General features: G+C 59.1%; 18 protein-coding genes. 15 read left to right on the top strand and 3 right to left on the bottom strand.

The features are described from left to right. Positions 1 to 130: 130 nt before the first annotated feature. Positions 131 to 1363 carry an AGE family epimerase/isomerase gene (locus WKI41_RS11225; RefSeq protein ID WP_340193566.1) on the bottom strand — a complete coding sequence of 411 codons (1233 nt, stop codon included), beginning with the start codon at positions 1361 to 1363 and terminating at the stop codon, positions 131 to 133. 270 nt (positions 1364 to 1633) lie between these two features. On the opposite strand from WKI41_RS11225, the gene bcsN reads away from it, so the two are divergent. The 6 genes from bcsN (at position 1634) to WKI41_RS11255 (ending at position 11317) form a co-directional block, all read left to right on the top strand. Beyond that, positions 1634 to 2614, top strand: coding sequence for a cellulose biosynthesis protein BcsN (bcsN, locus tag WKI41_RS11230; RefSeq protein WP_340193567.1), 981 nt, complete (start codon positions 1634 to 1636; stop codon positions 2612 to 2614). A gap of 108 nt (positions 2615 to 2722) precedes the next feature. Continuing rightward, positions 2723 to 4915: a UDP-forming cellulose synthase catalytic subunit gene (gene bcsA / locus WKI41_RS11235; protein WP_340193568.1), complete on the top strand. Its 2193-nt coding sequence runs from the start codon at positions 2723 to 2725 to the stop codon at positions 4913 to 4915. Then, entirely contained in the window at positions 4915 to 7440 is a 2526-nt protein-coding gene (locus WKI41_RS11240; RefSeq protein WP_340193569.1) for a cellulose biosynthesis cyclic di-GMP-binding regulatory protein BcsB, read from the top strand. The genes bcsA and WKI41_RS11240 overlap by 1 nt, the downstream gene beginning before the upstream one ends. Beyond that, positions 7437 to 8486, top strand: coding sequence for a glycosyl hydrolase family 8 (locus WKI41_RS11245; RefSeq protein WP_425341016.1), 1050 nt, complete (start codon positions 7437 to 7439; stop codon positions 8484 to 8486). Before WKI41_RS11240 ends, WKI41_RS11245 begins: the two co-directional genes overlap by 4 nt. Then, entirely contained in the window at positions 8483 to 10747 is a 2265-nt protein-coding gene (locus WKI41_RS11250; protein WP_340193570.1) for a tetratricopeptide repeat protein, read from the top strand. The genes WKI41_RS11245 and WKI41_RS11250 overlap by 4 nt, the downstream gene beginning before the upstream one ends. A gap of 126 nt (positions 10748 to 10873) precedes the next feature. Continuing rightward, entirely contained in the window at positions 10874 to 11317 is a 444-nt protein-coding gene (locus tag WKI41_RS11255; protein WP_340193571.1) for an Rrf2 family transcriptional regulator, read from the top strand. Between the two features lie 27 nt (positions 11318 to 11344). On the opposite strand, the gene WKI41_RS11260 is transcribed toward WKI41_RS11255, so the two are convergent. Continuing rightward, the gene (locus WKI41_RS11260) at positions 11345 to 11866 is read right to left on the bottom strand and encodes a flavin reductase family protein (protein WP_340193572.1); all 522 of its coding nucleotides are present in this window, start codon (positions 11864 to 11866) and stop codon (positions 11345 to 11347) included. Positions 11867 to 12147: 281 nt separating this feature from the next. Here WKI41_RS11260 and WKI41_RS11265 point away from each other — a divergent pair, with 281 nt between their 5' ends. The 7 genes from WKI41_RS11265 (at position 12148) to WKI41_RS11295 (ending at position 19659) form a co-directional block, all read left to right on the top strand. Beyond that, the gene (locus WKI41_RS11265; protein WP_340193573.1) at positions 12148 to 13215 is read left to right on the top strand and encodes a LacI family DNA-binding transcriptional regulator; all 1068 of its coding nucleotides are present in this window, start codon (positions 12148 to 12150) and stop codon (positions 13213 to 13215) included. After that, positions 13212 to 14234 (top strand): ABC transporter substrate-binding protein, encoded by a 1023-nt coding sequence (locus tag WKI41_RS11270; protein WP_340193574.1) that lies wholly within the window; start codon positions 13212 to 13214, stop codon positions 14232 to 14234. The genes WKI41_RS11265 and WKI41_RS11270 overlap by 4 nt, the downstream gene beginning before the upstream one ends. A gap of 85 nt (positions 14235 to 14319) precedes the next feature. Then, positions 14320 to 15147 carry an ABC transporter permease gene (locus WKI41_RS11275; RefSeq protein WP_340193575.1) on the top strand — a complete coding sequence of 276 codons (828 nt, stop codon included), beginning with the start codon at positions 14320 to 14322 and terminating at the stop codon, positions 15145 to 15147. Next, complete coding sequence (locus WKI41_RS11280) at positions 15144 to 15923, top strand: ABC transporter permease (protein ID WP_340193576.1); 780 nt, start codon at positions 15144 to 15146, stop codon at positions 15921 to 15923. Before WKI41_RS11275 ends, WKI41_RS11280 begins: the two co-directional genes overlap by 4 nt. Continuing rightward, positions 15916 to 16941 (top strand): ABC transporter ATP-binding protein, encoded by a 1026-nt coding sequence (locus WKI41_RS11285; RefSeq protein WP_340193577.1) that lies wholly within the window; start codon positions 15916 to 15918, stop codon positions 16939 to 16941. Before WKI41_RS11280 ends, WKI41_RS11285 begins: the two co-directional genes overlap by 8 nt. A 1-nt stretch (position 16942) precedes the next feature. After that, on the top strand, positions 16943 to 17869 hold the full coding sequence (locus tag WKI41_RS11290) for a nucleoside hydrolase (protein WP_340193578.1): 927 nt from the start codon (positions 16943 to 16945) through the stop codon (positions 17867 to 17869). Further along, positions 17866 to 19659: an adenine deaminase gene (locus WKI41_RS11295; protein WP_340193579.1), complete on the top strand. Its 1794-nt coding sequence runs from the start codon at positions 17866 to 17868 to the stop codon at positions 19657 to 19659. The genes WKI41_RS11290 and WKI41_RS11295 overlap by 4 nt, the downstream gene beginning before the upstream one ends. 6 nt (positions 19660 to 19665) lie before the next feature. Here the strand turns inward: WKI41_RS11295 and WKI41_RS11300 are convergent, their stop codons facing one another. After that, positions 19666 to 20838, bottom strand: coding sequence for an amidohydrolase (locus WKI41_RS11300; RefSeq protein WP_340193581.1), 1173 nt, complete (start codon positions 20836 to 20838; stop codon positions 19666 to 19668). A gap of 150 nt (positions 20839 to 20988) precedes the next feature. Between WKI41_RS11300 and WKI41_RS11305 the strand changes: the two genes are divergently transcribed. Together WKI41_RS11305 and WKI41_RS11310 are read left to right on the top strand one after the other, a co-directional pair. Next, positions 20989 to 21657: a phosphoribosyltransferase gene (locus WKI41_RS11305; RefSeq protein WP_340193582.1), complete on the top strand. Its 669-nt coding sequence runs from the start codon at positions 20989 to 20991 to the stop codon at positions 21655 to 21657. A 74-nt stretch (positions 21658 to 21731) separates the two neighbouring features. After that, positions 21732 to 22514 carry a Ku protein gene (locus WKI41_RS11310; protein WP_340193583.1) on the top strand — a complete coding sequence of 261 codons (783 nt, stop codon included), beginning with the start codon at positions 21732 to 21734 and terminating at the stop codon, positions 22512 to 22514. Positions 22515 to 22544: the final 30 nt, after the last annotated feature.

Genomic DNA, 22544 nt, shown 5'->3' on the forward strand with positions numbered 1-22544 from the left:
CAGTGTCCATGGGAAGTCTTTGCATTGACAGCAATGTTTTCACACTGCTGCCAAGGTCAAAGACAATTCTTTTCATGGCCGTCTTTTAAGCCGCGAAAAATCTTTCGCGGCAGCAGAAAAGGTGTGGGCGTCATTGCGGGGCTGAAGAGCCGACGTCTTGTCGCGGTCCTGCTGTCTTGGCGCTTAGTGCTTTTAATACGCTATCGGCTTCGTAAATGGCGCAGACGATATGGTAGAAAGTGCTGGCCGGTGCCGGTTCGTCGAGCATCGGCGCATCAGCCGGCCACTTGTCGAACCAGAGGCCTTTGACCGGAGTGTCGAGAAAGGGCTGGATCGCCATCACGGCTCGCGAGGCTGAAGTGAGATAACGGTGGCGTTCCTCACCTTCGGTGGCGCTTGCCAAACGAACGGCGGCCTTAAGCCATTCCGTCTGCGGCCAGAAGCGTGCAAGCGCATCATGGACACTGAAATCGTCGAGAAGGCTCATCACCGCGACTTTCCGGCGCGGGCAAATACCGTGGCTTTCGCCGATTTCGAACATCCGCTTTGCCTTTTGAATGGCATCGAAGCTGTTGCGCAAAAGCCCCCATCTGACCAGAAGCCAAGCCCACTCGAACTGGTGACCGGGCTCCATGATGCGGCCTTTTTCGCCTGGTGCAGGGGCCCAATTCTTGTCGAAGAATTCGCGCAGACCGCCATTTTTCTGATCGATGAAACGTGTCATCGCGAGATTTGCAATCTCGTCGGCCACAGCGGTCCAGGGACCGGTCGGGTCCACCGTTTCCCAGGCCAGCATGGCTTCGAAAAGATGCATATGGGGGTTAGAGCAGAGCGGATAGCGAGATGGATTGTCTTCTTCAAAACCCTGTTCGGAATGAGCATAACGCTCTTTGAGCAACGAGAGAATGCCGAGCGCCCGCTCCAGCATCTCGTGCTTTCTCTCCGGCAAAGCGGTCGCCGTCTGGGCTGCAGCAAAAAGGGCGAAGGCCTGATTGTAGAGATCGAAGGATGGATCGATCAGCTTTCCGGAGGCATCGGCGAGATTGCCATAGAGTCCGCTTTCCAGAAGATATACCTTATCGAACCAGTCGAGACCGTGATTGATGGCGCGCTGCCACTCGCCGTTCCAACCGTTTTCGCCAGCTGCCGCATAGCAATAGGCTTGGCGGGGCTGTACTCGGGCGCGACGATTATCGCCCAAAACCGGCTTGCCATCTTGACCGACCCTCTCGTGAAAGCCGCCGTCGGGTTTGGCCGCGCCGGCCTCCCACCATAATGGCAAAGCAGCCTCTTCCAGCCATCTCCTCAAAGCGGTGACTTCATCCGTCAGTTGTGCTGTGGCGCTCAAGGTCTGGTCTTCCATGCTGTTGCTCTTTCCGTATTTTCATTTCGTCGCGCCGCGCGTCAACTCGTCATAGCGGCTGTCGCCCAAAAGGGGAACCATTGGCCCAATCTTGGTCAGAGGATAAAGTTCCCGTGAGGGAAAATGAACGTCGTGCCGCAACGAGCGGCATCAATCTGTGTCATCGACATTTCGGATTGCTAATTCATGCCGCTCACGTATTTCGTAACCATGATTGTGTCACATGTGATTCGTGATGTTCGGACCCCGTCAAAGGGGCGTGGCGGGGTGATGAACACCGCCATTGCGATAGCATTGGCATGCGGCGTGGCCATGACGCTCTCAGGTTGCAATACGCCGGCAGGTGTCCAGCAGTCCGGGGTGCCGAAAATGCTGACACCGGAAGAAGCGCTGATCTTTCCACCACCCGGCGGCCCGGAAGTTCTCACCGTCATCAATCGCAACTATGCCAACGCCGTTCAGCAAGACGTGATTCTGCGCTCGGATGCGGCGACGCCCGGTCAGAATTATCTCAAAGTACAGCTTTACGGACCGCAAAAAGCTGAAGATACGGGCAGAGGTGGACTGTCGGAGAGCAGCCTGCGTGCCTCTTCGATCTCGCGTGAGATCAGAAGTGCGTTTCCCGGCGTGGCGATGTCGACCTCCGCCGAATATCTGCAGAACAATTACGGCACTTTCTCCTACGCGTCGGGCAGAGGTTATGGCAACGACGCCTGCATTTACGGATGGCAGCAGATTCGATCCCCGGAAAGCGCGCGACAGGGCTTCAAAAATCTCGGCCGCATCAATGTGACGCTCCGGCTCTGTCAGTCCGGCGTTACGACACGCGACCTCCTGACGGTGATGTATAATTACACGATCACCGGCAACTATCTGTCTACCAACTGGAATCCGTATGGAACCGCCCTAGACCCCGACAAGAGCCTCGGGCGCGCAGGCAATCCGATCTACCCGGTTTCGGGTGCTGCTCCCATGCAGCCTGGCACCCAGACACCTCTAGCGGCTCCCGTTCGAGCGCGGCCACGCACCTCTGTGACGGTCTCGCCAGCCCAACCGCCTGTCGTTGTCCAACAACAGCAAGCTGCCCCAGCCAGACCGGCTGTTCTCATCCCGTCTCCGGCAGCGCCAGCGGCGGCGGGCAGCAGACCGGCAGACGTGCCCCCGCCGGTACGGCGTATCGAAACGAAACGGGTTGCCATTCCTTCGCCTGCCTGCGTCACAGGTCAAGCGAACGGGCAAACCTGCAATTAACTGTTTTAAGTGTAACTGATCCACCTGGTCTTCTCGTTGCAGTTAGGGCCAGTGGCATGAGGCCAGGGAGCGGTCCGCTTCTTATCGACTTGATGTAAAGGTTCGCTGATGAGCAAGGTCATCGCTTTCACCCTCTGGCTGTTCGTATCGGCCTGTGTCTTGCTGATCATCACGTTACCCGTCAGCCTACAGACGCACCTTATCGCGACTGCCATTTCGCTGGCTTTGCTTGCCACCATCAAATCGCTGAACGGCAAGGGTGCATGGCGGCTGATCGGTCTCGGCTTCGGCACCGCAATCGTGCTGCGCTATGTCTATTGGCGTACGACCAGCACCTTGCCGCCCGTCAATCAGCTCGAAAACTTCATTCCAGGCTTCCTGCTCTATCTCGCCGAGATGTATAGCGTATTGATGCTGGCCCTCAGCCTTGTCATTGTCTCGATGCCGCTGCCCTCGCGCAAGACACGTCCCGGTTCGCCTAGCTATCTGCCGACGGTGGATGTGTTTGTGCCGACCTACAATGAGGATGCAGAGCTTCTCGCCAACACGCTCGCCGCCGCCAAGAACATGGATTACCCCGCAGAGAGGTTCACCGTCTGGCTGTTGGATGATGGCGGCACCTTACAAAAGCGCAATGCGCCGAACGGGCTGGAAGCGCAGGCCGCCACCAGGCGGCATACGGAGTTGCAGAAGCTTTGCGCCGATCTTGGCGTCAACTACCTGACGCGTGAGCGCAACGTCCACGCCAAGGCGGGCAATCTCAACAATGGTCTCGATCACTCTACCGGCGAACTCGTCACCGTTTTCGATGCCGACCATGCGCCCGCGCGCGATTTTCTTCTCGAAACCGTCGGCTATTTCGAGGAAGACCCGAGATTGTTTCTCGTCCAAACGCCCCACTTCTTCGTCAATCCGGATCCAATCGAGCGCAATCTACGCACCTTCGAGACCATGCCGAGCGAGAACGAGATGTTCTACGGCATCATCCAGCGCGGATTGGACAAATGGAACGGTGCCTTCTTCTGCGGATCGGCAGCGGTCTTGCGCCGCACCGCGCTGAAGGAGACCGACGGATTTAGCGGCGTCAGCATCACCGAGGATTGCGAGACAGCACTCGCGCTCCATTCGCGCGGCTGGAACAGTCTCTATGTCGATAAGCCACTGATTGCCGGTCTTCAGCCGGCGACCTTCACCAGCTTCATCGGTCAGAGAAGCCGGTGGGCGCAGGGCATGATGCAGATCCTGATCTTCCGTCAGCCGCTTTTCAGACGCGGGCTCTCCTTCACCCAGCGGCTTTGCTACATGTCGTCGACGCTGTTCTGGCTTTTTCCGTTCCCGCGCACCATCTTCCTGTTTGCGCCGCTCTTCTATCTCTTCTTCGACCTTCAGATCTTCGTTGCATCCGGCGGCGAGTTCCTCGCCTATACAGCCGCCTACATGCTGGTGAACCTGATGATGCAGAACTTCCTCTATGGAAGTTTCCGCTGGCCGTGGATTTCCGAACTCTACGAATATGTCCAGACGGTGCACCTCTTGCCTGCTGTCGTGTCGGTACTCTTCAATCCCAGCAAGCCGACCTTCAAGGTAACGGCCAAGGACGAGTCGATCAGCGAAGCCCGCCTGTCGGAAATCAGCCGGCCCTTCTTCGTCATCTTCTTCGTGCTGATCATCGCTATGATCTTTGCGATCTATCGTATCTATGCCGAGCCCTATAAGGCGGATGTCACGCTCGTCGTCGGTGGTTGGAACCTGCTTAACATCATCTTTGCCGGTTGTGCTCTCGGCGTCGTTTCCGAACGCGGCGAGAAATCGGCGTCGCGGCGCATCACCGTCAAGCGGCGGTGCGAGCTGCAGCTGGAAGAAGGCGGCCCCTGGCTCCCGGCAACGGTTCAGAACGTGTCTGTCCATGGGATGCTGATCAACATCTTCGAACAGAATCTGGACGCTCTGGAGAAAGGTCACAAGGCAATTATCCGTGTCGAACCGTATAGCCCTGGCGCGCCGTCATCGATGACGATCGACATCGTCCGCACCGTCAAGCAGCAGGGCTTTACCTCGGTTGGCTGCACCTTTGCGCCGAAGGAAAATATCGAACATCGCCTTATCGCGGATCTGATCTTTGCCAATTCTGAACAATGGACAGAGTTCCAGCGTGCGCGCAGAGGCAATCCCGGACTGATCCGCGGCACGATTACCTTCATGGGCATCGCGGTGTTTCAAACACAACGCGGCCTTTACTACTTCATGCGCTCTTTCCGATCGAGAGCGCGGCAGAAGGCTGCGGCAGGAGTGGCCAAGTGATGAGAAAATCGCTCCTTCTTGCAGGCTTTTACGCAATGGTATCGGCGAGCGCGCTTGCGCAAACCGCACCCTTCGACATGTCGCCAGAACGTCCGGCCAGCCCGCCTCCGGCTAGACCGGTGCCGATGCAGCCGATGCCGCAGCCAGCTCCTCAGGCAGTGCCGCAGGCGCCTTCTGTATCGCCCCCCGCTACGCCACCCACGGTCGTGCCTCCTGCACAGCAATCCTCGCCTCCGCAGCCGTCGCTCGTTCCGGCTACCCCTGCGCAAGTTCCTCCGGTTTCTCCTCAACCAGCGCCCTCGCAGCCCCAAACTTTGCCACAGCCTCAGGCCCAGCCTGCACCGGCGGCGCCTCAGCCGGTCCAGACCTCGGTCGATCCGCGCCGTCGCTACATATTGCCCTTCACCGAGCTCAGCCTCTCTGGTGAGATTGATCAGCGGCAATGGACGATCTACCTGACGCAGCAGCAGGCTCAGGCAGCCCAGGCTATTACGATCGCGTATCAGAACGCCGTGGTGATCGCGCCGGAAAGCTCGAACCTGGAAATCTCGATCAACAGCGTGCCGCTGGAAAAAAAGAGCGTGGCGTCGCCTGATGCGGAGGGCAGCCTTTCAATCCCTATTCCACCGGGCACGCTTCAGGCGGGCGCAAATGTCGTGACACTTGGTGTCAAGCAGCGTCACCGCACGGACTGCACGATCGAGTCCACCTACGCTCTGTGGACCGACATCAATCCCGCTGGCACCTTCATCACGCTCAACGCCGATGTCGCGAACCGTTTTGAAACGATCGAAGACATTCAGGCGATCGGAGCTGGCAGTGAGGGCCTGACCTCCATCGACATCGTGGCTCCAGGTCTGGCAAACCCGGTTATGGCGGAATCTTTGCTGAAGCTTTCGCAGGCGCTCGCGCTGCGCACGCAGATGCCCAATCAGGAGATCGCCTTCCACACAGCGGTGCCGAAGGAGCGAAAGGCAGGGTCTCTGATCGTACTGGCAGGCACGTCGCGCGAGATTGCCGCGATCGCAAGCTCTGTTCCGCCGGAAGTCCTTGCCGGCCCCTATGCGGGTTTCGAAAGCAACATCGTCAGCAATCTTTCGGCTTTGATTGTCGGAGGCCCCACGCCTCAGGCACTGCAGACGGCGATCGACAGTCTTGCGGCATCGGCTGAGCGCCCGACAGGTTCGCTCCGATCGTTCTTGTCGACGCGCAATTGGCATACGCCGGATGCGCCGTTGGTTTTCGGTGACCGTCGGCTTTCGCTGTCATCCCTTGGCGTTAAGAGCGCCGAGTTTTCAGGACGGCGGTTCAGAACCGATTTCACCATAGGCATTCCTGCCGATTTCTACGCCGCCGCCTATGGTGAGGCCACGCTGCTTCTCGATGCAGCCTATGCCAGCGACGTGCTGCCCGGAAGCCATATCGATGTCTATGTGAACGGAAACATTGCCTCCACAGTGCCGGTTTCAAACCGCGGCGGCGGCATCTTCCGGCACTTGCCCATCAAGGTGACGCTGCGGCATTTCGTGCCAGGCGCCAATACGGTCGCTATCGAAGCGGTTATGCAAACGCAGGCGGATTCGGACTGCCTACCGGGCACGACGGCAAGCGCAACGCCGCGTTTTGCGCTGTTCGATACGTCCGAATTCCACATGCCGAATTTCGCACGCATCGGACGAGCCCCCGATCTGGCCGCCAATCGCGGTGTGATACAGCCCTATCACGCCTCTCAGCAACCGGTTGCGGTCTACATGGAGCGGATCGATCCAGACGTCATGTCGTCTGCGGCGACGCTTCTCGGTCGCATGGCGCTCGCCGCGGGTCAGCCTGTCGCAATCGATCTCGTCAGTTCCATTGCTGCCGTAGGAGACAGAGACGCCGTCTTCATCGGCACGCTGGCCCAGATTCCGCCTGCTCTCGCGGCCCAATTCAACATCGCTCCTGCCAGCCAGACAAGCTGGGGAGAAGGGGGAGGACGTGCGACGCCACCGGCCGAGCAGACCGATGAGTTGTTCGAAAACTGGCGCGAGCGCGTCGACGGCGGCGTGTGGCAAGGGCAAATCTCTTCCTTCGAGGAGTGGATCAGGCGCAACTTCGATATCAGCGAGGAAACTTTCCGGTTTCTCCCCGGAGCGGAGCAGGTCTATACGCCGCCCGGAAATGTCAACTTCATGCTGGCACAGGGCTTGAGCCCTGGAGGCGAGGGCGTGTGGACGCTTGCCACGGCACCGGCCATCGATACCTTGAGGTCCGGTGTCAAATCGATGACCGAACTGAAGCGATGGACGGGCCTGTCCGGGCGTATCGCCACCTATGATCCGGCTGCCGACAAGGTCGAGACGATCGTTGCCGAACAGCAGACCTTCTTCGACACCGGTCCCGCGACTTTTTCCAATTGGCGTTTGATCGCAGCCAACTGGCTGTCCAGCAACACGCTCTCCTACGCACTGGTGTTCATCGGCTTTCTGTCGCTGCTCGGATGGGTTACCTTCCTTCTTCTGCGGGGGCTCGGACGCAAACCATGATGACCATTGCTCGATCGCTGACACGAATGGTTTTGCTGCTGGGGGTGCTCATGGTTCCGCTAAGCGTCAAGGCAGCCTCCATAAACGCGGCGGACTGGCAAAGTTACAGGACGGCATTTCTCGATGCGTCTGGCCGGATTGTCGATACTGGCAATAACGGGATCAGTCATAGTGAAGGTCAAGGCTACGGCATGTGGCTTGCCGTTCTTGCCGACGATCAGGCGAATTTCGAGCTGATCTGGTCCTTCACCAAAACCGAACTTCTTGTGCGCGACGATGGTCTTGCGGCTTGGAAGTGGGATCCGCGATCGACACCGCATGTATCCGACATCAACAACGCGACCGATGGCGATATCCTGATCGCCCAGGCGCTGGCGCTGGCAGCCCGGCAGTGGGGCCGCCAGGATCTTGAAGATGCCGGGCGCACCATTGCCAAGGCGGTGCTCGACAAGGCGGTCGTGGAACGCGGCGGGCGAACCCTGCTTCTTCCCGCCGTTTCGGGATTTGCCGATAACGACCGACCCGACGGACCAGTCGTCAATCCGTCCTACTATATCTTCGAAGCCTTTCCGCTTCTCAACGCGCTTTCGCCGTCGCCCCTATGGAACAAGCTTGCAGCGGATGGTCTCGCCGCGATGAACGGCTTTGCCTTCGGTCCACGCAAACTTCCAGCCGACTGGGTTTCGGTTCGGACAAAGCCGCGCCCAGCCGATGGATTTGCCCAGGAGTTCGGCTACAATTCCGTGCGCATTCCCCTTTATCTGGTCAGAGGCGGTGCGGGCACACCCGATCTCTACACAAAAATGGCGGCTGGCATGTCGCTTGAGAACGGCAATGTCGCCACCTTCGATCTTAAATCCGGCACACCAAAGGACGTGCTTTCTGATGCTGGCTACCGGATGATGCCGGCACTTTTGGCCTGCAAAGCCAGCAAAACGCCTATTCCGCCGGACCTGAAGACCTACGCGTCAACACTTTATTATCCATCTACGTTGCATCTCTTGGCTTTGTCTTTCGTAGCGCAAGCGAATCAGGAGTGCCTATGAACAAGAAGCCACTGTTGCTGTCCGCTGCCGTCCTGGCACTGTGCGCCGCTGGCATCTACCAGTCGCGCGATGCCCTTCTTGGCCGAGTGAGTGCTGTTCATTCCGCTCCGACGCAAGGAGCCGGAACACATGCGTTCGCCGCTGGCTTGAACAACGCCGACGTCCAGAAAGGCGATGGCCCACTTGCGCTTGGCAACAAACAGCCATCATCCTCCGCTACCTCTTCGGCCGATGTTGCACAGGCACCCAGAACGACTCAGCAGGCACCTCAAAACACAGTGCCGACGCCTCAGGCTGGTGCAGGTGCTGCAGCGCCGGTCGTCGATGAAAGCGCGCTTCGCTACTTCGCCGCACGCGGCGACACGGCACGTCTCCAGGCCGAAATCGCGCGACTGAAAGCACTTTACCCGAATTGGACACCGCCTGCCGATCCTGCTGCGGCCGCGCCCACCGGGGATCCGCAGTTGGAGGGGATCTGGCAACTGTATGCAACCGGCCGATATTCGGAAGCCCGCAAGGCGATCGCCGATCGCCAAGCTGCGGAAGCCGGCTGGCAGCCGCCGGATAATCTGACGCAAATGCTTGACCTTGCCGAAGCGCGCCAGCGTCTGGTGAACGCGTCTGACTTGAAGCAATACAGTGCGGTGCTCGGCGTCGCATCCGAAAATCCAGGCCTCTTGACGTGTAGCGAAGTCGATGTTCTCTGGAGAGTGGCAGAGGCCTTCGCCAGGACGGAGAAGCCCGAGCGTGCACGCGACGCTTATGGCTATGTCCTGACCAATTGCCAAAATCCGGCTGAGCGTCTGGCAACCGTGCAAAAGGCCTCGACCCTTCTGCCGCTTGAGATGATGGAAGACCTCCTCTCGCGCGAAAAACCGGGACCCGATGGTCAGCTCGAGTTCGAGCCGGTCAAGGACGATCTTGCGCGGCAATTCGTGGCAAAGGCGGGAGAAGACCCCAAGGTCAAAGTCCCACCTGCCTATCTCTCACGCATGGAACGTCTGGCGGAAACCAACAAGTTGGCCAGCGACGCACTCCTGCTCGGCTGGTACAACGTCGAGCGTGAAAAGATGGACGACGCGGAAAAGTGGTTCCGCCGCGCGAAGGAGGTGGAGGATTCCGCCTCCGCCTCGGAAGGCTTGGCGCTTGCGCTGGTGGCACGCGGAGAACCGCGTGAGGCTGAGGACATCATGTTCAAATGGCGTGATGCTTCGGACGGTGCGCGCGCAACCTATCTGGCTGCCGCCGCTAACCTTCTGGCCCTTGACCCTCCCGTCACACTGGAGCCTGATGTTCTCCAGCGCATTGCAACGGAAACCGTTGCACGAAAGGATGCAGCGACCGCACAGGAATTCGGCTGGTATTCGCGCGCCTTCCAGCAGCCGCAGATGGCGCAGCAGTGGTTCTCCACGGCTTTGCAATGGAAGCCGGACGATGAACCATCGGCCTACGGCCTTGCACTGACGTACCAGGAACTTAACAATCTGGCGGAGGTTCGTCGTCTCCAGAGCCAGTGGGGTTCGCAGTCGCAGCGCATCCTGGAGATAGGCCGACCGACAGCTCAGCCGGGTGCTGTCACTAGCGCGCCCGCGGCCACGGCATCAGCGCCTGTGCAGTCCCAACCTCGCGCTATTGCCGCTGCGCCGCGCATGGTCGCGCCGCAGTCGACTACCGTCGCTTATGAGGCTGCGCCGCCACCTCAAGCGCGTGCAACACGGGGTACGCGTCAGTCCGGTCGCTGCTCCGTGCATTCCAATCCGGAATCCCTCTCTGCTCAGGCGGCACTTCAGCAGGCCTGGTGCCTGATGGAGGCCAACCGGCCGGCCGAAGCGGTGAAAGCCTTCTCCGCTGCACTCAAAAATGGCGAGCCGACGGTTCGCGGCGACGCTGCCTATGGCCAGAGCCTCGCCTATCTTCGCATGGGGTTGACGGACAATGCCGCCGTTTCAGCAACGAAGTCGTCTATGGATCGTCAGAAGGCAACAGAGCTTCAGGTGGCAATCCTCACCGACCGCGCGCTCGCGGCCTACGAGAGCAAGCACTATGAAGAAGCGCTGATACTCCTCGACCAACGGGCACGATATGCCACCGAGCGCGTCGATCTCATGGTCATCCGCGGTTATGCCTACCTCAACATGAAGCGTTACGGCGAAGCGGTGCAGATTTTCGAGGCCTCTGCGGCAACAGGCAATGCGGATGCCATCCGTGGCCTTGCAACTGCGCAGAACGCTCGGCCGAGCCGTGGTCCACAGGGCGGTTGAGTCGTCCGGCTAAAAATCTGCTAATCGATAATTTTCATGGAATTCATTGAAAGTTCAGGTACCGGGCAGTATGTCGAGTGCAGACGCTGCTTGATGAATGCGACCTGCTGGATGTGAAAGACGCCAATGCTAACGAAAAAGGGTAAATACGGCCTCAAGGCCATGATCGACCTTGCAAACCTCGAGAAGGGTCAGACCGCCTTCGTCAGCGACATCGCAGCGCGCAACAATATTCCGAAAAAGTTCCTCGACGCGATTTTGTTGGAATTGCGCAACGAAGGAATGCTGCGTTCCAAGAAGGGACCAGGTGGCGGTTATGCGCTGTCCAAGCCGGCTTCCGATATCTACATCGGTCAGGTCATTCGGGCCCTCGACGGGCCGCTTGCGCCGATCCGTTGCGCCAGCCGCACCGCCTTCGAAGCCTGCGAAGACTGTTCCGATCCGGCGGCCTGTCAGGTTCGTCGGTCGATGACGGATGTTCGCGATGCGATAGCGGCGGTTCTCGACACGATGACGCTGGAGCAATTTGCTGCAAACACCGGTGAAGAGCTGGCGCACAAGAGCGCTTGAGGCAATCGGTTTGCGAACACCAGATCATCAGATCTGAAGATATCTCCCGGCGTGGTAGAGAAGCGGTCGTCCTTCGCCATGGGTAACGGACAGTACCCGGCCGATAACGATGGCGTGCGTGTGACGCTCCACCACATCCTCGACAGCACAGTCGATCACAGAGAGCGCGCCACGTAAGCCCGACGCACCGCTTTCCAGCTCAAACCAGTCCGCCCCCTCATAGCGCTCCTCACCTTTCAGGCCGCCAATGCCCGCGAAGCGAGATGCGACCTCTTCCTGGCTGCCGGACAGGATGTTGACGCAAAAGTGGTTGAAGCGCGCGATAACCGGCCATGTCGAGGACGACCGGTTGATGTTGACGATCATGGTGGGCGGCTCCATCGACAGCGCCGTGGCCGATGTGACGGTCGCTCCTGTGCGATGGGCACCGTGCCCCGCCGTGATGATACTGACGCCGCCTGCGACTTGGCGCATGGCCGCTTTCAGTTGCGCGGCTTCGAAAGCGATCTTTTCCCGCTCCTCGTGAATGTAAGTCACTGTGGCTGTCATCGTTTCCACCTTTCAGCGCCGGGTCTCACGCTTAAACGTAGCAATGGGTTCGCTCCCGCCACAGCCAAAAGATTTTATTGTTGATCGATTTTGTAGAATGATGTTGGCATGGGTTCTGGCTGAGCAGGGCCTGCTTTCCCGATCGTAAACCAGCGGACACACCAGACGTCCGATGATCGAGGACCGCAAACACGCGGTGAGACGTGAAAGCGCATTCGCGACTCGACATGCGAGCAAGTTTCCAGTAGCCTGGTTAAACGTTTAAGCAAGGGCGCTGAACCATGGCTTTGCAAAAGCCTGCCACAAATCTACACGGAATTGCCGCTGCGCTCGGAGTGTCGAGCGCAACCGTGTCAAATGCGCTTTCCGGCAAAGGTCGTGTTTCGGCAGAACTTGGCGAGCGTATCCGCAGGATGGCAGCGGAGGTGGGTTATGTCCCAAGTCCGGCAGCCCGCGCTCTTCGTACCGGACGCAGTGGCGTTCTCGGATTGGTCCTGCCGGATATCGGCAACCCTCTCTTTCCACAAATCGCTCAAGCCATCGAGAAGGCGGCCGCAGACGCCGGTTATGGCGTCCTGATCGCCGACTCTCATGGCGAGGTTGCCAAACAGACCGAGGCGATCACCCGGCTGATCGAACGTGGCGTCGAAGGCATGGTTGTCATCCCACGCCGCGGCACCCGGATCGCCGATGTGGATTGCCCGGTCGCGGTGATCGATTCACCGTCGACGCCTGGCAATACGGTGGCTGCCGATCACTGGGACGGCGGTGTCCAGATTGGTCGCCATCTGGCCGGGCTTGGCCACCGCAACGTCGTCATCATCGCCAGAAACCCGGATTCCAATGTGCAGAATGATCGCGTTGGGGGTATTCGTGCGGGGCTGACCGCGTCCTCCCGAACCGAAACACTATGGATCGCTCCACTCGAACTCCAAAATGGAGAGGGCTGCCGTCTCGGAGTAGCGGACAAGGTGCGACAGGGTTTCACTGCCTTTGCTGCAGCTTCGGATCTGCACGCCTTGCGCGTTCTCACCGAACTTCAGGATGAGGGCATTGCCGTGCCTGAGCAGGCGAGCGTCACCGGCTTTGACGATCTGATCTGGGCGCCGGTCGTCACGCCCTCGCTCACCACTATCCGTATGGATATGGCGCGCATCGCGGAAGTTGCTGTGACCGCGCTCGTCTCCGCCATTGATGCAGAGAACAAAGCGACCCCGCCTGCCTCAGGTGGCGTGATTGCGGACGTATCCAAAGTGGCGATGGAGCTCGTTGTTCGTCGCTCCACCGCCGCCAATAACAAGAAGCAGACTGAAGAAAAAACCCTCACAGCTGGAGAACACACATCATGAAAAAGATTATTCTCGCATCCGGCACCGCGCTGATGCTGTCCTTTGGTGCCGCGCAGGCGCAGGACAAGACATTGACGATCTCCGTCTATGCCTTTGCGCAGGATGAGTTCAAGGAACTCGTTTATACGCCCTTCGAGCAGAAATGTGGCTGCAAGCTCGTCGTCGAAACCGGTAACAGTGTCGAGCGTCTGGCGAAGATGGAAGCCAACAAGGCAAACCCGGTGGTCGATCTCGCCATCGTCTCGATGGCCGATGCGTTGGCCGCTGCTCGCAAAGACCTGATCCAGAAGATCGACACGGCGAAGGTGCCGAATATCGAGAAGCTCTACGACATCGCCAAGGACCCAAACGGGGACGGTATGAGCGTCGGTGTCAATCTTTATGCGACATCGATCGTCTATAGAACCGACAAGATGAAGATCGACAGCTGGGGCGATCTGCTGAAGGACGGCGTTGTCGATCACATCGCCTTCCCGAATGTCACGACCAATCAGGGCCCGCCAGCGCTCTACATGCTCGGAAAGGCCATGGGCAAGGATACGCCCGACCTCGCCGCGCCGATCGAAGCCGTCGGCGCGAAGAAAGACGATATCGTTACCTTCTATGTGAAGTCCTCGCAGCTCGTGCAGTTGATGCAGCAGGAAGAAATTTGGGCGGCGCCGATCGGTCGTTTCTCCTGGGCGCCCTTCACCAAGCTCGATTTGCCACTCGCATGGGCGACTCCAAAGGAAGGCCAGACCGGCGGCATGAATGTGCTTGTCGTGCCGAAGGGCACCAAGAACGAAGACCTGGCTCTGCAATTCATGGATTTCTGGCTTTCCACCGAGACCCAGAAGGCCTTGGCCGACAAGCTGGTGGATAGCCCGACCAACAAGGACGTCAAAGTCTCCCAAGAGGTCGCCAATAACATCACCTATGGCGAAGAAACGGTCAAAAGCCTGCAGCTCATTCCCTCCGCAAACACGCTCGACAACCGCGACAAGTGGCTGTCGGAGTGGAACGCCAAAGTCGGGCAGTAATCCTGTCTCCCGCGTCATCCTCGAACCAACCGTCGAGGATGACGTCGCATCTGTCATGGACCAGCCTGTCAAAGGATAGACCGTCATGTTTCAAAATCGGGCCGAGGCTCTGGCGCTTGCCTTGCCGGCCGCAATCTTTGCGGCGGCGGTCTTTCTCGTGCCGGTCTTCATTCTTCTGTCGGAAGGCTTTCGCACCGCAGATGGCTGGACGCTGCATGCCTATACGAGCTTCTTCTCCGACCCACTGAACCAGGCGGTGTTTTTGCGCACGCTGAAGCTCGGTGCTCTGGTCACAGTCGTTTCCGCCGTTATTGGTTACGCCGCAGCCTTCGCCATTGTCAGCCTGCCGCCAGGCTCGAAGGGGCACATGATCAATCTGGTCATCCTGCCATTGATGATTTCGCCGGTGGCGCGCACCTATGCCTGGATCGTCATTCTTGGCCGTACCGGCATTGTCAATGAGGCACTGACGTTCCTCGGCTTGATGGATAGCCCGATCCGCATCCTCTTCAGCGAGACCGCGGTCTTCATTGGTCTATTGCAGCTCTTCCTTCCGCTGATGATCATTTCGCTGATCAGCGCGTTGGAAAACATGCCCCGCGATGTCGTGGCTGCATCCCGCGTTCTCGGCGCCAATTGGTTTCAGGTCTTCTGGAAGGTCATCATTCCTTTGACGAAGGAAGGCCTTGTCGTCGGCGGCACGCTGGTCTTCACCGGCTCGCTTACCGCCTATATCACGCCCGCCATTCTCGGCGGCTCCAAGGTGCTGATGCTGGAAACGCTGCTCTACCAGCAGGTAACGGTGTCCAACAATTTCGTTGCCGCAAGTGTCATCGCCTTCATTCTGATCGTCATGAGCTTTGCCGCCAATATCCTGCTCAAGCGCATCGCAACGGCAAGGAACAGAAAATGACGCGCAATCTCTTCATCCCGTTGACGCTGGCGCTTGTCATCGGCTTCCTGATCGGACCGTTCCTGATCATCGTTGCGGCATCCTTCTCGGCAGGCGATACGCTGGCCTTCCCGCCGCAGGGCTTTTCGCTGAAGTGGATCGCCAAGGTCTTCACGGTCGAAAGCTTCCGCGACAGCTTTGCCATGTCGATGTTTCTTGCCATCGGCGGCACGTTTGCGGCACTCCTGCTCGGCATTCCGGCAGCCTACGCCATGTCGCGCTACAAGCTGCCCTTTTCCGAGACAATCCGCACTATCGTCTCCGCCCCGATCATCGTGCCTGGCATCATTGTCGGCTTGGCATTGCTGCGCTATTTCGTCGTGCCTTTCGGCATCGGCATTACCCTCGCCCTCTTCCTAGCGCATACCGCCCTGATACTGCCCTATGCCGTGCGGGTGGTGTCGGCCAGTCTCACCAATCTACGCTCGGATATCGAAGAGGCGGCGGTGCTGCTCGGTTCTTCGCGGCTTGGCGCTTTCTTCCGTGTCGTGCTGCCGAATATTCGGGGCGGCATTCTCTCGGCCTTCATTCTCGGCTTCGTCACCAGCTTCAATCAGGTGCCGGTCTCGCTCTTCCTGTCGGGGCCGGGTGTCCGCACGCTGCCGATCGACATGTTGGGCTATATGGAGATCGTCTTCGATCCCTCCGTTGCCGCTCTCTCTTCGCTCCTCGCCTTCCTGTCTATCGGCATCGTTTTTATGGCCGAACGTTTTCTGGGGTTCTCCCGCTATGTCTGACGCTCAGTATCTCTCCCTTCAAAATCTTTCGCTCGCCTATGGCGCCACCATGGCCGTCGAGAACCTCAATCTCGATATTCGAAAGGGCGAGCTGCTGGCTCTGCTCGGGCCGTCCGGCTGCGGCAAGACCACCACGATGCGAGCGATTGCCGGGTTGATGCCAATTGCGGGCGGCCGTATCGATCTGGACGGCGCTGACATCACGCGGGTCTCGGCCAACAAGCGTGCGGTCGGTCTGGTCTTCCAGTCCTATGCGCTCTTTCCGCATCTGACGGTCTACGAAAACGTAGCCTTCGGCCTCCGATTAAAAGGCATCAAGGGCGCAGAGCTCGATGCGAAGGTTGCGTCTGGTCTTAAATCCGTCGGCCTCTCAACCTTCGCCTCGCGTAAGCCCGCCGAACTGTCGGGCGGTCAGCAGCAACGTGTGGCTTTGGCGCGTTCCATGGTCATGGATCCCAAGGTTCTTCTGCTCGATGAGCCGCTTTCCAACCTTGACGCCAGGCTCAGGCTGGAAATGCGCACGGAGTTGCAGCGGGTACAGAAGGCGACCGGCGTCACGATGATTTTCGTCACCCATGATCAGGTCGAAGCACTGGCGCTGGCTGATCGCATAGTTGTGATGAAGAACGGCGCGATTGAGCAGATCGGAACGCCGGAAGAGATCTATAATGCGCCCGTCTCTGCCTTCGTCGCCGACTTTATCGGCTTCGAGAATATTTTCCGTCTGGAAGGCACAGAGCTAAAGACAGACGCTGGACGCATTACGCTTTCTGGCCAGGTTCCGAGTACGGCGGGACTGGCATGGAGGCCGCGCATGGTAACCCTCGGTTCAGGTCCTTTCGAGGGAACCGTGCGCGGCACGTCTTTCGCAGGCAATACGCGCGAATATCTGCTCGACAGCGCGCTCGGCCCCATCAAGGCCGAGGTGGATGCCAGCCTTCCTTCCTATGAGATGGGCGCCACGCTGCCTTTCGATCTACCCGTTGAGAAGGCGGCATCTCTCAAGGTGTTCAACTAAGATGGGGCTGTGGATCGATACCGATATGGGTTTCGACGATATCGCCGCCATTCTGGTTGTGGCTTCGTCGGGACTACCGATCGATGGCGTGTCGCTGGTCTTCGGCAATGCGCCGCTTGATCAGGTGCGTAAGAATGCCGCCGGTGCGGCTTTAGCCTTCTCCTGGCGATTTCCCCTTTACGCAGGACGGTCAAAGCCCGTACTCGGAGAGATTGAAACAGCGCAACGCATTCTCGGTGAAACGGGTATTCCAACGGTCGGCGTGACATTCCCGCCTTCAGACGACGTTCCGTCGTCAAATGCCTTCGAGGCCCTTTGCCGGTGGTTGGCGGATGGGGCGGGGGAAAAGAAAATCCTCGCTCTTGGTCCTCTGACCAATATCGCCGCGATCTGTCTTGCCAGACCCGAGCTTGCAAGCTGCATCACCGAGCTTACCTGGATGGGTGGTGGCGTGACACTTGGCAATCACACGGCATCTGCCGAATTCAACGCTTTTGCCGATCCTGAAGCAGCGGCCATCGTGCTTGCCCACGGCCTTCCACTGCGCGTGGTCGATCTCGATCTTTGCCGTAAAGTCACAGCCTCTCTGGCGGATGTGATGCCGATCCGCGAAGCGGGCGGCAAGAACGCGGGGCTGCTGGCTGACATGCTTGAAGGCTTCATCAATATCGCCGTCAGCCGGGGGCGCGACGCCATGGCGCTTTACGATCCTTGCGCGGCGGTTGCCGTCATTGGTCCCGAAAGCCTCACATGGAATGAGGCCCGCATCGATATCGAATTGCACGGCGGCCTGACGCGCGGGCGAACGGTCGTTGAGGCCCGGCCTGCCCATGCCGAACGCTTCAACGCGCATTATGCAGAAAACGTCGATGCGGAAAGTGCGCGCAGGATCATTCTGGGCGCGCTCTTGGAAGAGGCGAGCCGATGAGCGAAAAGCCGATCATTGCCGATCGTGACGGCATGAACGATGCCGCACTCCGCACCCGTGCGGTCGCGGCAGCAAGGGGCGACGCGCCTTTCGATGTTCTGATTTCAGGGGGAACTTTGGTGGATGTGGTGACGGGCGAATTGCGACCCGCCGATATCGGCCTCGTCGGCCCGCTGATCGCGAGCGTTCACCCTACCGGTTCAAGACAGGATGCTGCGCAGATACTGGACGCCACGGGTGGGTATATCTCGCCCGGCTTGATCGATACGCATATGCATATCGAAAGCTCAATGGTCACGCCTGCGTCCTATGCGGCTGCAGTCGTGGCCAAAGGCGTCACGACGATTGTGTGGGATCCGCATGAGTTCGCCAACGTCCATGGCCTGGACGGAATGTCATGGGCATCGCGAGCAAGCCGTAATCTGCCGCTGCGGACGATCTTGCTTGCGCCCTCGTGCGTGCCGTCGGCTCCAGGACTTGAACAGGCTGGTGCGGATTTCGATGCGACGGCGCTTGCCGAAATTCTGTTTTGGGCGGAAGTCGGCGGCGTAGCCGAAGTCATGAATATGCGTGGCGTCATCAAGCGCGACCCGCGCATGAGTGCCATTCTCCAGGAAGGGCTGCATGCGGATAAGCTGATCTGCGGACATGCGCGTGGTCTTGCGGGTGCGGATCTGAGTGCCTTCATGGCAGCCGGTGTCACCTCGGACCACGAACTTACCTCGGCAGACGATCTGATGACGAAGCTGCGCGCGGGGCTGACCATCGAACTGCGCGGCTCCCACGATCATCTGCTGCCGGAATTCGTCGAGGCGCTCAACACGCTTGGTCATCTTCCGCCGACGTTGACGCTCTGCACCGACGATGTGTTTCCCGACGATCTGTTAAAGAGCGGAGGGCTGGATGATGTGGTACGCAGACTTGTGCGCTACGGCCTTCGTCCGCAATGGGCATTGCAGGCGGCGACCCTCAACGCAGCAGCGCGACTTCAGCGCAACGATCTCGGCCTGATTGCCGCCGGTCGAAGAGCGGATATCGTGGTTTTTGACGATCTGACGCAGTTCTCCGCTCGCCATGTTCTGATCAGTGGAACGCCGGTCGCCGAGCAAGGCCGAATGATCGTGGATATCCCTGAAATCGACGCCGCGCCGTTGAAGAACTCCATGAAGCTGCCGCTTCGCTCCCTTAAGGATTTCCAGGTGAAGAGCAGTGGCGAACGCGTGCGGCTTGCCACGATCGACCGGCCGCGCTTCACCCAGTGGGGAGAGATTGAGGCCGATGTGGTGGATGGTTTCGTCGTGCCCCCCGACGGAACGACGATGATCTCTGTGACGCATCGGCACGGCAAGGCAGATGCCATCACACGATCCGGATTTCTGACCAACTGGGGATCGTGGAATGGCGCCTTCGCCACAACCGTCTCTCATGATAGTCACAACCTGACCGTTTTTGGCGGCAACGAGGCGGATATGGCGCTCGCCGCCAATGCGGTGATCAAGGCTGGTGGCGGCATGGCCGTGGCGTCTGGCGGAAAGGTAACAGCTCTCCTGCCGCTTCCGCTGTCGGGTCTCGTATCCGACGCGCCTCTTGCAGAGGTTTCTGCTGGCTTCGAAGCGGTGCGAGAGGCGGTCGGCAAGGTCGTCGAATGGCAGCCGCCCTACCTCGTCTTCAAGGCCTGCTTCGGCGCCACACTTGCCTGCAACATTGGGCCTCACCAGACGGACATGGGAATCGCCGATGTGCTGACGGGAAGGGTACTGGAAACGCCGGTGCTCGAGGTGGTTGCCTAAGCGGAGCTATTCCGCTGCCAGTTCCTGCTCCACCAGCGTCTTCCAGAAGGCAACACCCGAGGCGATCGCATCATCGTTGAAGTCATAGGAGGTGTTGTGGTGCAGCGCGCCGTCCACCGCAGGGCCGTTGCCCAGCCAGACATAACAGCCGGGCGCCTCGCCGGCAAAGAAGGCGAAATCGTCGCCCGCGGTGGAAGGCGGAAAGGCCGTCCGTACTTTCGCACCAAAGGCGCCGCGTGCCGCCTTCAGCGCCCGCTCTGTGGCATCGGCATCGTTGACGACCGGGGGGATGCGGCGGATGAACTCGTAGCTTGCTTCGATGCCGAACATCGACGCTGTACCCCGCGCCAGACGGCCGATTTCTTCTTCCAATTGATCGCGCACCTGGGGGGCATAGGCCCGCGCTGTCCCGCCAATATGCACGAGATCGGGTATGACGTTCAGGGCATTCGGGTCCCCCGCCTGGAGAGAACAGGCACTGACGACGGCGGGTTGCAGCGGATCGACGACGCGTCCGACGATGCTCTGCAGAGAGGACAGAAAGCTCGCCGCAGCAGTGATCGGATCACGCCCGAGATGTGGCTTCGCCCCGTGAGTACCGACGCCCTTGAAAACAACGCGCCAGCTATCGGAAGAGGCAAGCTGCGGTCCTTCCACTACAGCCATTTCGTCGGTATCGAGACCTGGCATATTGTGAAGACCGAACACTGCGTCGCAGGGGAACAGCTCGAAGAGCCCGTCTTCCACCATCTTGCGCGCACCGCCTCGACCTTCTTCCGCAGGCTGAAAAATGAAATGCACCGTGCCGGAAAAATTCTTCTCCTTGGCAAGTGCCCGGGCAGCACCAAGCAGCATGACGGTGTGGCCATCATGACCGCAGGCATGCATTTTTCCCTGCACGGTAGACTTGTACGGCCGCTCGGCCAGCTCCGGCATGGCCAGCGCATCCATATCGGCGCGCAGTCCGATCCGGCGCGTGCCATTTCCCACCTGAAGCGTTCCGACGACGCCAGTGACCCCAAGACCGCGATGAACAGTGATGCCCGCCTCCTCCAGAAGAGAGGCCACGATCTGGCTGGTACGCTCTTCTTCAAATCCCAGTTCTGGATGCGCATGCAGATCGCGACGCAGCGTCGTCAGAAAGGAAAACTCGTCGGCGGTCATGGTCGAGGCGGGCATAAAAGGTGAGTCCTTGGCATCTGTGCATGGAAGCCGGTCGGCACGGCTCATATGTGGAGGTCATTTTTAGTGCAAAAGCGCGTCGGATTTAATAGGGCATAACGGAAAATCGGCGACGCTTCGAAAAGGCGTAAAGATGAGAGAGGAACGATGAAGCCATACGAGTTCTGGCAAGACCTGCATCCACCGGGCAGCTTTCCAACCGACGGGATCAAAGTTGGTTTCTACCCGGTAACGCTGGATGACGGGCGGCAACTCCGCCTACCGATCCGGCCTCTTGCCGACGGCGAGCATGCGCTCGCCTCTCTGATCATCAACCAGGCCTCCTTCGAGGTCGTCGGCGCATTGGCGGACGATCTCGCGGCAAAGCTGAAGCCTTTCGAGGCGGAAGTCGTCGTGGGGCTGCCGACACTAGGCTTAACGCTCGCGAGCGAAGTGGCCCGCCGCCTCGGCCACTCCCGTTATGTCCCACTCGGAACATCTCGAAAATTCTGGTACATTGAAGAGCTTTCGGTGCCGATGTCGTCCATCACCACGCAGCAGGAAAAGCGACTCTATATCGATCCGAGGATGCTGCCACTTCTGAAAGGGAAGCGTGTCGCGCTCATCGATGATGTTATTTCCAGCGGAACCTCGATCATCGCCGGTCTGTCCCTGCTTCAAGCTTCCGGCATCGAGCCCGTCGTTATCGGTGCGGCGATGCTACAGTCCGAGCGGTGGCGGAATGCGCTGGAAAAGCAAAGCCCGATATGGCCAACGCGCGTGTGCGCAGCGTTCTCCACACCCCTACTCACGAAAAATGGAGATGGCTGGAACTGACTGTCGGGAACTTCATGTCCGGTCCAAAGATTAGAGGAGGTTGATGCCACCTCACGCGCCGGGAGACGTTTTTCATGCCGAGACAGACATTCTGGAAAGGTCACTTGAGGCTGTCTCTGGTCACGGCCAAGGTTTCGCTCACACCCGCAATCTCGCAGAGCGGCAAAATCCGTTTCCACGTCATCAATCGAGACACGGGTAATCGCGTCGAAAGCCGTTACGTGGACAGCGTTACTCATCGGCCGGTCGCGGATAAAAATCAGGTGAAGGGCTTTCCGAAGGAAGACGGCGACTTCGTGCTGCTGGAGGAAGACGAAATCGACGCTGTGGCTCTGGAAAGCACCAGAACCATCGATATCCAGACCTTCATTCCCGCAGGCTCCATCGACTGGATTTGGTACGATCGCCCGCATTTTCTAAAACCTGAGGACAAGATCGGCGCCGAAGCCTTCAGCGTTATTCGTGAAGCAATGAAGGCCAGCAAAGTCGTCGGCATCGCCCGGCTGGTGCTTTATCGCCGCGAGCACGCCGTATTGCTGGAGCCATCCGGCAAAGGCATCATCCTCTGGACGCTGCACTATGGCGACGAGGTGCGGGAGGCCGTCGATACGATCGATGACAAGGCTAAAGTTGATAAGGAACTGCAAGAGGCGCTGGACAAACAAATCGACAAGCAGTTGACGAACTGGAAACCGTCCCTGGTTCAGGACACGGTGCAGAAGAAGGTTCAGAAGCTGCTGAAGACAAAGGCGAAGGAAACGCCGAAGTCCAAGACCAAGAAGCAGCCCGCCGCGGCAAAGCAGGGCGGCAATGTCATCAACATCATGGATGCACTGAAAAAGAGCCTGCAGTCCTAAGGTTTGACCTTAAGCGTTCCCTGAACGGGA

Source organism: Agrobacterium larrymoorei, assembly GCF_037722385.1.
In the GTDB taxonomy this organism is placed as follows: Bacteria; Pseudomonadota; Alphaproteobacteria; order Rhizobiales; family Rhizobiaceae; genus Agrobacterium; species Agrobacterium larrymoorei_C.